The sequence below is a fragment of the Enterobacter cloacae complex sp. IR5458 genome (assembly GCF_049238025.1).
GTDB classification, from domain to species: domain Bacteria; phylum Pseudomonadota; class Gammaproteobacteria; order Enterobacterales; family Enterobacteriaceae; genus Enterobacter; species Enterobacter kobei.
Genome location: NZ_JBMKIF010000060.1, coordinates 1 through 12,442, shown reverse-complemented (window position 1 = coordinate 12,442; position 12,442 = coordinate 1). Strand labels below are relative to the sequence as shown.

Below are 12,442 nucleotides of genomic sequence, written 5' to 3'. Positions count from 1 at the left end.
GAGCGCTGGCAGGTTGAGCACCAGCAGATTCAGGCCACCGCCACGGCGGCGGGGATTGCACCGGGCCACACCTTCACCCTGACCAACGCGCCGTTCTTCAGCGATAACGGCGAGTATCTGGTGACGGCTGCGGGATACCACTTCGAAGAGAACCGCTACGCCAGCGGGGAAGGTGAAACTGTTCACAGGACCGATTTCACGGTCATCCCGGCGTCGGTCTCTTATCGCCCGGCGCAGAGCACGGCGTGGCCGCGCACCTACGGGCCGCAGACGGCGAAAGTCGTGGGGCCGCAGGGGGAGAGCATCTGGACGGACAAATACGGCCGGGTGAAGGTGAAGTTCCACTGGGACCGGCTGGCGAAGGGGGATGACACCAGCTCCTGCTGGGTGCGCGTGTCGAGCGCGTGGGCGGGCCAGGGCTACGGCGGGGTGCAAATCCCGCGCGTCGGCGACGAGGTGGTGGTGGACTTTATCAACGGCGACCCGGACCGTCCGATTATTACCGGGCGTGTGTACAACGACGCGAGCATGCCGCCGTGGGCGCTGCCGGCGGCGGCGACGCAGATGGGCTTTATGAGCCGGACGAAAGACGGCTCCGTGGACAACGCCAACGCCCTGCGCTTTGAGGATAAAGCAGGTGCAGAGCAGGTGTGGATCCAGGCCGAGCGCAACATGGACACCAGCGTTAAAAATGATGAAACGCACAGCGTCGGCGGCGAGCGCAGCCATTACGTGAAGAAAAATGAACTGCATCGCGTGGAAGCGAATCAGACCCAGGCTGTCAAAGGTGGGACTGAGATCCTGACCGGCAAAGGCAAGCTGGATGCGGCGGTGGAGCAGTACGTCATTGCTTCTGGGACGAAGCTGCGGCTGGTCTCAGGGGAAAGCGCCATTGAGCTGAATGCTAACGGCAAGATTAACCTGATCGGTAAAGAGTTTAACTTCTTCGTGGAAGGGGATGGTTATATCACCACGGGCGGTAAGCTGCACCTGAATACCTCGGGAACCAAGCCGGGCACCACGGCACCGGGATCGGGGCATAAAGGGGATATTGATGCGGCTGTGCAGGCGAAATTTACGCCAAAAGATGAGTAAGGCCGGTGCGGTGCTTATCGCATTATTAACGACGGGAATGGCTGAAGGAGGCGCTCAGAAACAGGATCTTTGGAAGTTCATTTCCGGGATGAGCGCATCACTCAGATCATTATCCGTTACAAGCCTAAGCAATGCGCCGTTGTCATTTAAGATCACCAGACAAAATGAATATATCAATTTCTACAATGCTGACGATTTCAAACTGGATGATGGAGCGAGCATTACCGAAATTGGTTTACGTTTAAGCAAAGATAACGGCGACATGGCGCCTTTACTGAATTTTTCACCGTCAGGTCAATGCATAACGCTTGATACCGTTAAAATGCACTTTCCGCAACTGGTGCTCACTGACTATCCGCAAGGCCGCTCTGAGAATGAAGTGACCAGTTATACCGCGCCAAAAGACAGTAATGGACAAAAGGTGAGCTTCAGTTTCACCGTGAAAAAACCTGACTGTCTGGATTCTGTCGTCATAAGCGCCGAATAAGAAACACAGTTCCCATGTCCTGACGGGGTTTCCAGTGGTGAGAAGCGCAATAAATATTCATTGAATGACAATTAACGTGAAAAAAAACACTCCGGTATTTCTTTTTTCTGCCCTGATGTTTACCTGTCTGAGCAGCAATGTGGTTTTGGCTCAGGTGATGCCTTCCGTTCTGACAAAACGGGATTTTTCTGTGCAGATTAAAGACCAGCCTGTCGCATTGGGCGACAGATGGACTCCTGATATTGCCCGTAAAATTGACGTGCCGTTGGAAGGCCATTTTGTCGGTGAAGTTCCTTTTGACGGAACAAACTATAAATTCTACCAGCATCAAAAGGCTGGGTTAGAAATATTCAGTTCCAATCTCTGGTGGGATAAAGCAGAAAGAAGCGTTGACGATTATATCGTGTCCCAGATTACGCTGACTGCCTCAGATATTTTAACGCCGCGTGGCGTTCATGTGGGTTCAACAATCAGAGAGCTGAACAATGCGTACGGCGATGGTCAGTTCGAAAATGATTCCGGGGAGAAGTGGATTTCCTATGAATTGGGTAAGAAATTGCTCTCTTTTAAGGTTATAGACAGTCAGGTTGTGAAAATAACCATGAATTACGAAAATGGTACTTCAGAGTGATTTATGACCAAAAGATATTTGGCAGTCGCATTGTTCACCGCTTTATTGACAGGCGTCGTTGAAACGTCATCGGCGCTTGAATTATCGCAATACAATAAGCTTGATACGGTGAGCAGCATCGTTAACGACAGCGAAGTGACAGACAGTCTCAGGAAGACGCTGGGAAATCATTACCAGACCTTTATTGATAACTTTGATGTCTTTGGTGAACCGCATACCACCACAGGTGGCGGATTGTTTGTTGAAGGCTGGCTAAAGGATCTCTACCTGGAGAATGCGTCAGCGCTGGTCATCAATCCTGACGGCAAAATCTTTGCGGCCTGGGTGGTTCCGGAGTCGGACGTTATTCATTACCAGTCTTCAGATAATAGTCCGGTTATTCATGCCGATATTCAGCAATGGGCTGCCAGATTCAATACGCTGCAGTTTGCATCGAACAGCCAATCAGGACTCGCCTTTGACGGGGTATGGGCAGGCGAGTTCGGGAGCGACTCGACGTTAACCCTGCAGTTAGCTCGGTCAGGCAACCGTATCACCGGCTCTTATTGCTATATCTCCCGGAGAGGAAACCGCATTGATTGCCCCGAGGATGATGAGCGTAATCTTAGCGGTACGATTGCTGGCAATCGTGCCACTGTTGAGTTCAATTCATCGTTTGGCGGTGTAGGTGGGCGGGCTGCTCTGGAAGTAAAGGGGAATGAAATGGAATGGCGTTTAGTAACGCCTCCTCAACATGGCAATGATTATGCTCCGCTGCGTTATACATTACATAAAGCCGGTTCGGATCATCACGCTGAATCCAGAAAACTGGAAACCGAAAAATTCGCTATTTCTTTGATAAACAAGTGCGGCCATTTCGAGAGCGAATGTGCCCAGATGGTTTATCTCGGAGTGCGCAAAAGCGATAACAGCACGATCTCCTTAAGGGGAAAAACGTTGCGCGACTCCGCAGGTAAAATAATCGGCTCAACGTACAAGAATGGCGAAATCGTTTATACCGTGACGTATGCACCCGCGAAACTGGTTGTCAGCAAAGGCAGCCAGGTTTTAGTCGAACAGTCAGGTCAATGGCGTAAATAATAAAACAGCCAGCCCAAAGGGCCAGCATGGATTGGCCTTCTTGTTTCTCACAATATCAACCATCCCGAGTTCACTTATGAAATACACCCTCCAGGAAGGTTCGTTTTCCCTTTTTCCTGCTGCCTGGCAGGATAACAGTATGAATATTATTCGCGATGACGAAAGCGGATTATCCGTGGTGGTCAGCCGCGGCGTCATTTCGGACGGCAGTGACTACGAACAAGAGTTTCACCGGCAGTGGGATGTGCTGCGTCCTCAGATGGGCGAAATTGCTCAGAGCGAATTCCGGAATGTAAAAGCCGGCCCTGACGGAAAAATTAACGGGCTGGAAGTTGAGACCACCTTCGACCGTAACGGGCAACGCCTGTGGCAAAAACAGCTGGCCGTACAGACGCCGGGCAAACCGGTATTGATGATATTTACCCTCTCGGCACTCAGAGCGTTCACCGAAGAGGACGAGGGGCGCTGGAGCGCGCTTAAGCAAAGTCTGACGCTAAACGACAACCGGAATGTGTAAGGCATGAGCGATAACAACGCAGCCCGTAAGGGCGACGAGATTATTCACTCCAGCATTTTTGCTGACATCACCAGCATTGTGGCGGAAGGTGCCGCCTATGCGGTGATCGGTGCGGCGGTTGGCGCTGCTGCAACCGTAGCCGCGCCACTCCTCGGTGCGGGGGCTGCTGCCGCTGGCGTGGCGGCAATTGGATCCAGCTGTCTGTTAAGCGGGATTATCGGCGGCGTGCTGGCGAACGTGGCAGGGATCACTGACGATATCAGCAATGCCGCGGAAGGGTTGGGCAATGCGCTTTTCCCTCCGTCGCCTGCGGGCAAAATTACCACCGGTTCGAATAACGTTCTGACGAATGCGATCCCCGCCGCGCGCGCGGCCGGAACGCTGACGCCTGCGGATACCCCTTCCCCTGAACCGCAGTCTCCGGGCAGTTTTGCCGATTACGCAGGGATGCTGCTTTCCGCCGCCGGACAATTTGGCAGCGAAATGTGGCAGCCGAGCGTGGCCTCTGCCGCGGCGGGGACCTCGCCGCTGGAAGAAGACAAGGTGGCGTGCGAAAAACACTCCGGGCCGCAGTATCTGGCGGAAGGCTCCAAAAGCGTCTTTATCAACGGACAGCCTGCGGTGCGCGCGAAAGATCGCACCACCTGCGAAGGCACCATTTCCGACGACGTCTCACCGAACGTGATCATTGGCGGCGACACGCTTACGGTTCGCGATATCAAAAGCGGTAAAACGCCGGGACTGGCGCTGGGGATGATTGCGCTCTCCCTGCTGCGCGGGCGTCCGGGCAAGATTCTGAAAAACATGCCCTGCGCGCTGGCGGCGGCCGGCGGCGGGATGTTGGCCGATATGGCCGTGAATGCCGTGTTTGGCTCCTCGCATCCGGTTCACGCCGCCACCGGCGTAAAGGTACTGAATGACGACGATGAACTCGATTTCTCGCTGCCGGGTCGCTTCCCGCTTCGCTGGCAGCGCAGCTATAACAGCCTGACCACCCGCGAAGGGCTGTTTGGGCTGGGCTGGGCAACCCCCTTTGACAGCTATCTGGCGCTGGAAGAAAACAACGCCACCTGGTTCGACGAAACTGGGCGTGAGCTGAGCTTCGAGCTGCCGCCTGTCGACCGCGCGTTTTACAGCATCAGCGAAGGCATCATTATCCGCCGTAATGAAAATGGCGACGTGGCGATAGCTGATGACGACGGTGCGGTGTGGCGTCTGTACAAACCAACCCGGGCAAACCCTGCTGTTCTGCGTCTGGCATCTCTCAGCGACGAATACGGCAACGCGCTGCTGACGACGTGGGATGAGCACGGCAGGCTGGTTGGTCTTCACGACGAGTCACGGGCAATAGATGTTACTTTGCGCTATGAAGATGAACGTTTCCCGCAGCGCGTGACGTCGGCGAGCCATTTCGATGGCAACCGTTCCTGGCCGCTGATGCAGTGGCGCTACGATGCGGGCGGCCAACTGGCGAGCGCGACAGATGCCTCCGGCGTGGTAACGCGTGAATATCGCTATAATGACCGCGGCCTGATGGTCTGGCACCGCCTGCCTGGTGGGCTGGAGAGTGAATACCGCTGGCAAAAATTCGACCACTGGCGCGTGGTGGAAAACCGCACCAGCACCGGCGACGGGTGCCGCTTTACCTACGATTTAGCCGCCGGGCTGACGACCGTCGAGCACTACGACGGCCAGACGCGTAAGCACTACTGGAACGCGCAAAATCTGATTGTCCGTTACGTTGACGAGCGCGGTGAAAACTGGCGCTACGAGTGGGATGACAACGAACTTCTGACCCGTCGCGTCGATCCCCTCGGCAATGCCGTTACCTTTGTCTACGACGAAATGGGCAACCGGCTGCAGGAGATCGACGCCGACGGCAATACCCGTACCACCACCTGGCTGGAGCACCGCGCGCTTCCGGCGGCCATTATCGAAGCCGACGGCAGCGCGACCCGTTTCTGGTACGACGAACATCACGGTCTGAAGCGCGTGGTCGACCCGATGGGGCAGACCACGCTCCTGCACCGGGATGAGTTTGGTCAGGTGGTTGAGGAGGTCGATGCCGCCGGAAACAGTCGCTACCAGGAGTATAACGACGCCGGGCAGATGGTACGTGCGACGGACTGTTCCGGGCGCATTACCCGCTACCGTTATCATCCGCTCGGCTGGCTGGTGGCCGAGACTGGCGCCGACGGCGAAGAGACGCGCTATCGCTACGACGCGGCAGGACGTCCGGTACAGCTCGATCGTCCGGAAGGCTGGACGGAGTCACTTGTATGGAACGAGCGCGGCCTGCCGGTGAAGCATGCGGGCGCTGACGGGAAAGAAAGCGAGTTCAAATACGATGACGCAGGGCGCTTAACCGCCACCCGCAATACTCAGGGGGAAGAGGTGCGCCGCCGCTGGGACAGCCGCGGGCGTCTGGTTGCCCTGGAAAACGAAAACGGCGAAGCGTACCGGTTCCGCTGGGGCGCGGACTCGCTGCTGCTGGAAGAGACAGGGCTTGATGGCGTGGCCTCGCAGTATTGCTACGACGCCTGCGGGCGCACGATAGCGCGCACCTTTGCCGCCGGTCACCCGGAGGCCATCACCCACGCCTTCGCCTGGAGCGCAAGCGGCCAGCTGGTCGCCCGCACCACGCCCGAAGGACAGACCCGCTATCATTACACACCATCCGGGCTATTAAGCCGGATCGGGCTGCATCCTGCGCTTTCAGCCGACGCATGGACCACCGAGGCCGAGCAGGAGCTTGCCTTTGACTATGACGCGCTCGGTCGCGTGACGCGCGAGGCGGGCGAACACGGCGAGCTGGCGTGGGAGTATGACGCGCTGGGCAACCGCACCTCCGTCACGCTGCCCGATGGCCGCGAGCTGAAACAGTTCTACTACGGCAGCGGGCATCTGCTCGGCATTGCCCTCGATAAGCTGTCGGTCTCTGATTTCACCCGCGACGAACTCCACCGGGAGACCAGCCGCACTCAGGGGCTGCTGACCACCCGCAGCGAGTACGACCGCCTCGGTCGACTGCATCGCCGGGATGTCTTCACTGGCAATGCCCAACGCCCGTCGCCGCGCCGCTGGTCTCGCCGCTGGGATTACGATTACCGCAATAACCTGGTGCGGGAAGAGCGGGACGATAATCCGTTCAGCTGGTACCGCTGGCAGTATGACAGCGCCGGGCGCCTGCTGGTTCAGGACGGCTCGCTGCCCGGACAGGAGCAGTGGCGCTGGGATGCCGCCGGTAACCCGCTCGAAGGGGCTGCTGAGAAGGTCACGCATAACCGCCTGACGCAACTGAACGGCATTCGCTGGCGCTATGACACCCACGGCCGCACCGTGGAGAAAGATAACGGCCAGACCCGCTGGCACTACCGCTACGACGGTGAACATCGCCTGACGGAAGTCATCAGCCAGCCGCGGGACCGCAACAAACCGCAGACGCAGGTCAGCTTCCGCTACGATCCGCTCGGACGACGCATTAGCAAAACGCGACGCCAGATGCTGGGCGGACAGCCAACCGGCAAGCCGGTCAGCACCCGGTTTGTCTGGGAAGGTTTCCGCCTGCTGCAGGAAGTGCACGGGGACGTGCCGCTAACCTACGTCTACAGCGATCAGGACAGCTACGATCCGCTGGCGCGTATCGACGGCGTTGATGCCCCGGAAATCTTCTGGTTCCACTGTCAGCCCAACGGCACGCCGGAGCGGATGACGGATATCGAAGGGCAGGTGCGCTGGGAAGGAGTGAACAGCGCCTGGGGCAAGCTGCTGCGGGAAAGCGAAACGCAGGTATCAGGATATTCTCAGAACCTGCGTATGCAGGGGCAATACCTGGATCGTGAGACAGGGCTGCACTACAATCTGTTCCGGTATTATGACCCGGACTGCGGACGGTTTACGCAGCAGGACCCAATAGGGTTAAATGGCGGGTTAAATCTTTACAGCTATGCTCCTAATCCTATAGTTTGGACAGATCCTTTAGGTCTTACACCTTGTAAGGGGTTACCATCCACTCGAAGGGCAGGAGGTACGGGCAAACATTATGATCCAGTAAATGGTCAAGGGTTGTATGTGCTACACGATGGAAAGAACATTATCTATGTAGGACGTGGGGATGCTCCAGCACGTTTGAATAGCCATGCGAATACACCGGGTAAATCACATTTGGAACAGTTGACCATATTTGATAATAATTTGACCAAAGCGGAAGCTAAGTTTTTGGAACAAAGGATTATGGATCTTAATGGTGGAGCTAAGTCAACAAATTCTTTCACAAATCTCCTCAATAAAATTAGATCCTATAGCCCTAATAACCCAAACGCTAGCAAATATGATATTGCAGGTCATAGTAGGGATTGGGGTGGGGAAGTATTGAAAGATGCGTTATCAATTCTGAAAGGGAATGGCTTATGAAAGTAAAATATAAAGAGGGTGACATCTTTGTCATTCCGATGAGTAATGGGAAGTATGCGCTTTGCCAGGTTGTTTTTGCTCCAAAGCAAAAGTTTAAGCAAGCAATAGGTTTCTGCATTTTATCAATACAGGAAACAGAGGAGTTTGAAGAGAACAGTTCACTAACACCTCTATCTTTTGAAAAATTTGGCAAAGAGATGAAGGTTATTTTCACTGGCAACCAAAATATTAGCAAAGGCATTTGGAAAATTATGGGGCATGCTAATCTCACAGAAGAAAAAAAACAATTAAAAATATTTAATTATGCTGGTGGCTTATATGATGGGGAAGAGGAAATCAGGCGTTTGTCTGTTGCTGAATATCCTAATTACACAACTATGGGGGTTTCAGGCTTTGAGCTTGTCGACAATGTTCTGATAAATATTTGATCATCAGGGGAAGAGTGCTTCCCCTGCTAGTTTACATACAACAGCAGCTCATTAACACCTTTAATAAATTCACAAGTTTTTATGATCGTCTTGCCAAATAGTATTACAACAATGCATGCTGGAGAAGAATAGCCACAAGTTTGTCGCCGCAGAGCTGGATATCAATACTCATACCTTCGCCCGGAGCGGGAGATGACAGTCGGTCGTCTGCACTACGGTGGGAGGGCTGACCCGCTACCACTACATCCCGTCAGGGCTGCACTACAATCTGTTCCGGTATTATGACCCGGATTGCGGAAAGTTTACGCAGCAGGACCCGATAGGGCTGGCGGGGGGATAAACCTTTACCAGTATGCGCCGAATGCGCTGGGGTGGGTGGATCCGTGGGGGGTAAAATGTGGTTTTTCTCAAAAAGATCGTATAACCCAAAGATGGGTGGATAGATTAACAGGGGAAAAAAACCGCTGATGTTCATAATATTTTAACATCCAAAGGTTGGACGAGAACATATCCACAAGCCAATAAACCTGGAGCTATCCAACATATTCAATATGTCAAAACAGCAAAATCAGGTACTACGTACAAACTAGATTATCATCCCGGAGGGACTCCAACTCAACCTAATATTCATGGTAATGATTACTGGAAAATTTATCGCGAAGTAGATGGTGCAGATGTAGTATATGGGCGAATTGGGCATGGAGAGTTTAAAAATTACGATTTAATAACCGATTCACCAGTTTATGTTGACGGGGTTTTACTTAATGGGGGGGGAATGATTGATTTTAATGCTGATATCTTATCAGGAAGAGCACTAGGTAACGTTTTTTTGGATGAAAATATAAGTAAATATATAAATGAGTTATATGCCGATTATAAGATAACTTACTTTGATTATTTATTGCCTGATGATGAGAAAAGGCTTGCATATATTGTAGATGACACAATGACAATCGCTACCCTTGAAGATGGAACGATTATTTCTATTGGTTGTAATGTAAACTATAAGGGGCGCTATAATAACATATTACAAACAGGCCAAACGATGAGGGAAATAATAGAGTTGACTTACAGACAGCGTATTTTTAATGGTTGCATTATTATAAATGACGACTTTGGTTTTTCATTCGAGTTGCCAGCGCCATATGATGAAATCGCAGATAGCATTGCACATGTTCCACTAGATCTCGTTCTTAATGAAATCCGTGTTGCTGATTACTCTGATTGGAACCCTAAAAAATAAAACACTGAAGTGTTAGTTAGGGTTGATACTAAGGATTATTACTTGAAATAAAAGCCTGGGGCAAGTATTCGTTAGAATGGTGGCATTTACCGTTAATCTGTGTAGATCTCTGACGAACGTGCCCGCTACCACTATTGCAACTTTGCAAGTATATACCCTGAGTATATTAATAGTGGAACATTGCAATTGCTACGGACAGAACGTAATTATCATATGATTTTAACCTGTTTGTACATGCCGGAGTATATAATATGTCAGAAAAAGAGTCACAGAATAATCTTCTTTTTAAATGAGTAAATGTATTTCGAAAAATCAACATGCAGTGGTCCATGATTATTTATCAATGCCACTAAGAAGTGCTAGTGAAAGGTTTGTTGGAGCGGTTAATAAAATCAAAAACAGAAATAATGATAAAGCAGATGGTGACTTAACTCATAATTTTTTTCTGATAAAATATCGAGCCGCGATTAATCATTTTGGCTATTTGTGATAGTCTCTTAAAAATAAACTGCATTGGCATGCTTCTCGTTTTATTTGTGACCACAAAGTATTTTTTGTTCACTTCAGGAAAAGGATTAAGTTAAAATAAACATCATGCTTTACCAGATCAGTAGATGGTCAGTTTACAACTTAACCTCGGTGAAAAAATTACAGGATAAAAACATGGATTTATTAGAAAGAAAAGACGCTGAAAAACTTCTCCATAATTTTTTAACGAGTACTTTAAAAAAACAGGCTGATATTGATAAGTTAATGGTTCTTGCAATTAACCATGAATCTGGTATTCCTATGAAAGGAATAATTTATGAATATGATAAAATGGAAAAAAATAAACTAACCGCACAAGATTTAGATGATCTTAACACATTAATGCATTTTTATGGTCCATGATATAAAGATATGAAATCCCCATCCAAAATTAAATTATGAGATTTTTTATTCAAGAGTAAAGGGATCAAATTTATTTTGAATTTCCAGAGCGATTTAATAAGTGAAGTTTTATATTATGTTTCGGAGATTGAACTTATAACATATTAAGATAATCTAAATCCTCGCTATAAATATAACAATCTGGATGTTTATGTATTTTTATTTACTTACAGATGACACGGTGTATATTGAGTTGGCAGAGGATCCAAGCCAGCCTGCCAGATATAAAATTATATTGTTAGGGTATATAGAAACATCTTAATGTTTATGCAACATACTAAATTTTCGACATAAGCTTTGAATCATACTTATGAAAATACTTATTTATTAAGAGCGAAAATAATTGCTGACTTTAGTTTTTTTAAAGAAAACAAACTGCTCGAATGGATGTGCTGTACAAGAACCATACGCTTAAATATACCTTGCTTAGATCTCGCTGTGGTCGATTCAACATGCCAATTAGTCTTTGCGTTAAGAGAGCCAAACCCATTATCAACCGTTTTGACCATCTTTAATGCTCAGGGCGAAAACGATTTTTCTCTGCACCTCCTGAAGGTGCTATTTTCTATTACTTAACTTTCTACCTGTCAAAGGAAGTGGTTGTAGTCTGTAACTATGCTGAAAAGCGAAACGGCTGGCATGATCGGTTTTATTCCTGGGATATGAAGCATAAAGCGTTGTCTCAATCAGGACCTGCATATTAAGATCAAATGAGCCCATTAAAAATTATAACGATACCATTTGGGAAAAGAGGGACTGCATAAGCAGTTCCAACAAATGACGTAAAAACCTAACTGAGAGGCAAAGGATGAGCACGGTTTACATTGTCATTTTGACCTATATAAAACAACTCGAAGAGATTGACGCAGCGATACCTGCGCATGTGGAGTGGCTAAAAAAGGGGTATGCAGAGGGGATTTTCCTGGCATCCGGAAGACGGGTCCAGAGAAACGGTGGTGTCATTCTCGCTATGTGTGAGAGTCTTGCCTCACTTGAAGAGCGATTACGCCAGGATCCTTTTCAGACGTTAAAGCTTGCGACTGCCGAAATCATTCCTTTTGAACTCAGCATGAAGGCAGAACTTTTAGGCAATGTGTTTTGATCCTGCAATAAAAAATCCATGCCAACACGTGGATTTTCTTCATTCAAAACAAATCAAACGTTAAACAAGAAGTTCATCACATCGCCATCTTTTATGATGTAATCTTTACCTTAAGCACGCATTCGGACCGCCCCTTCCGCTCCTTGCTGACCTTTATCCTCAATAAGCTGCCAGTATACCTGCGACGAACTCTACCGCGAGACCAGTCGCACCCAGGTGCTGCCGACCACCCGCAGCGAATACGATCGTCTTGGTCGACTGTATCGCCGGGACGACTTTACCGGCAATGCCCAGCGCCCGTCGACGCGCCGCTGGTCCCGCCGCTGGGATGCCGCCGGTAACCCGCGGGAAGGATCTGCTGAGAAGGTCACGCATAACCGCCTGGTGCAGCTGAACGGCATTCGCGCGTTATGACATCCACGGCCGCACCGTGGAGAAGGATAACGGACAGACCCGCTGGCACTACCGCTACGACGGCGAGCACCGCCTGACGGAGGTCATCAGCCAGCCGCGGGA

Annotated in this window: 10 protein-coding genes and 3 pseudogenes; 12 read left to right on the top strand and 1 reads right to left on the bottom strand. The window is 50.5% G+C overall.

The window, feature by feature from the left end; all coding sequences use genetic code 11:
- The 11 genes and pseudogenes from ACOTYN_RS24750 to ACOTYN_RS24700 form a co-directional block, all read left to right on the top strand.
- Window positions 1-1,095: type VI secretion system Vgr family protein (locus tag ACOTYN_RS24750; RefSeq protein ID WP_421634782.1), on the top strand; the 1,095-nt coding region annotated here is incomplete at its 5' end.
- Complete coding sequence (locus ACOTYN_RS24745; RefSeq protein WP_230939116.1) at window positions 1,088-1,582, top strand: hypothetical protein; 495 nt, start codon at window positions 1,088-1,090, stop codon at window positions 1,580-1,582. The genes ACOTYN_RS24750 and ACOTYN_RS24745, both read left to right, overlap by 8 nt.
- A 76-nt stretch (window positions 1,583-1,658) precedes the next feature.
- Window positions 1,659-2,213: a hypothetical protein gene (locus ACOTYN_RS24740; RefSeq protein WP_227025634.1), complete on the top strand. Its 555-nt coding sequence runs from the start codon at window positions 1,659-1,661 to the stop codon at window positions 2,211-2,213.
- Window positions 2,214-2,216: 3 nt separating this feature from the next.
- Window positions 2,217-3,293: a hypothetical protein gene (locus tag ACOTYN_RS24735; protein ID WP_071922137.1), complete on the top strand. Its 1,077-nt coding sequence runs from the start codon at window positions 2,217-2,219 to the stop codon at window positions 3,291-3,293.
- A 76-nt stretch (window positions 3,294-3,369) separates the two neighbouring features.
- Entirely contained in the window at window positions 3,370-3,810 is a 441-nt protein-coding gene (locus ACOTYN_RS24730) for a DcrB-related protein (RefSeq protein ID WP_071922138.1), read from the top strand.
- A gap of 3 nt (window positions 3,811-3,813) precedes the next feature.
- The gene (locus tag ACOTYN_RS24725; RefSeq protein WP_332958404.1) at window positions 3,814-8,223 is read left to right on the top strand and encodes an RHS repeat-associated core domain-containing protein; all 4,410 of its coding nucleotides are present in this window, start codon (window positions 3,814-3,816) and stop codon (window positions 8,221-8,223) included.
- Window positions 8,220-8,651 carry an immunity 26/phosphotriesterase HocA family protein gene (locus tag ACOTYN_RS24720; protein WP_071922139.1) on the top strand — a complete coding sequence of 144 codons (432 nt, stop codon included), beginning with the start codon at window positions 8,220-8,222 and terminating at the stop codon, window positions 8,649-8,651. Before ACOTYN_RS24725 ends, ACOTYN_RS24720 begins: the two co-directional genes overlap by 4 nt.
- Window positions 8,652-8,901: 250 nt before the next feature.
- Window positions 8,902-9,044, top strand: a pseudogene (locus tag ACOTYN_RS24715) (RHS repeat-associated core domain-containing protein); the annotation flags it as partial.
- Window positions 9,045-9,426: 382 nt separating this feature from the next.
- Complete coding sequence (locus ACOTYN_RS24710) at window positions 9,427-9,894, top strand: hypothetical protein (protein ID WP_071922140.1); 468 nt, start codon at window positions 9,427-9,429, stop codon at window positions 9,892-9,894.
- 663 nt (window positions 9,895-10,557) lie between these two features.
- Window positions 10,558-10,785 carry a hypothetical protein gene (locus ACOTYN_RS24705; RefSeq protein ID WP_071922148.1) on the top strand — a complete coding sequence of 76 codons (228 nt, stop codon included), beginning with the start codon at window positions 10,558-10,560 and terminating at the stop codon, window positions 10,783-10,785.
- A gap of 847 nt (window positions 10,786-11,632) precedes the next feature.
- Window positions 11,633-11,926: a YciI family protein gene (locus ACOTYN_RS24700; protein ID WP_071922141.1), complete on the top strand. Its 294-nt coding sequence runs from the start codon at window positions 11,633-11,635 to the stop codon at window positions 11,924-11,926.
- A 53-nt stretch (window positions 11,927-11,979) separates the two neighbouring features.
- Here ACOTYN_RS24700 and ACOTYN_RS24695 read toward each other — a convergent pair.
- Window positions 11,980-12,081 (bottom strand): annotated as a pseudogene (locus ACOTYN_RS24695) (DUF933 domain-containing protein); the annotation flags it as partial.
- Window positions 12,082-12,100: 19 nt separating this feature from the next.
- Here ACOTYN_RS24695 and ACOTYN_RS24690 point away from each other — a divergent pair.
- Window positions 12,101-12,442, top strand: a pseudogene (locus tag ACOTYN_RS24690) (RHS repeat protein); the annotation flags it as partial.

Coding starts and splice junctions, on each gene's coding strand:
- ACOTYN_RS24745 (WP_230939116.1), top strand. CDS start 1,088: ATGAGTAAGGCCGGTGCGGTGCTTATCGCATTATTAACGACGGGAATG.
- ACOTYN_RS24735 (WP_071922137.1), top strand. CDS start 2,217: ATGACCAAAAGATATTTGGCAGTCGCATTGTTCACCGCTTTATTGACA.
- ACOTYN_RS24730 (WP_071922138.1), top strand. CDS start 3,370: ATGAAATACACCCTCCAGGAAGGTTCGTTTTCCCTTTTTCCTGCTGCC.
- ACOTYN_RS24725 (WP_332958404.1), top strand. CDS start 3,814: ATGAGCGATAACAACGCAGCCCGTAAGGGCGACGAGATTATTCACTCC.
- ACOTYN_RS24720 (WP_071922139.1), top strand. CDS start 8,220: ATGAAAGTAAAATATAAAGAGGGTGACATCTTTGTCATTCCGATGAGT.
- ACOTYN_RS24710 (WP_071922140.1), top strand. CDS start 9,427: ATGATTGATTTTAATGCTGATATCTTATCAGGAAGAGCACTAGGTAAC.
- ACOTYN_RS24705 (WP_071922148.1), top strand. CDS start 10,558: ATGGATTTATTAGAAAGAAAAGACGCTGAAAAACTTCTCCATAATTTT.
- ACOTYN_RS24700 (WP_071922141.1), top strand. CDS start 11,633: ATGAGCACGGTTTACATTGTCATTTTGACCTATATAAAACAACTCGAA.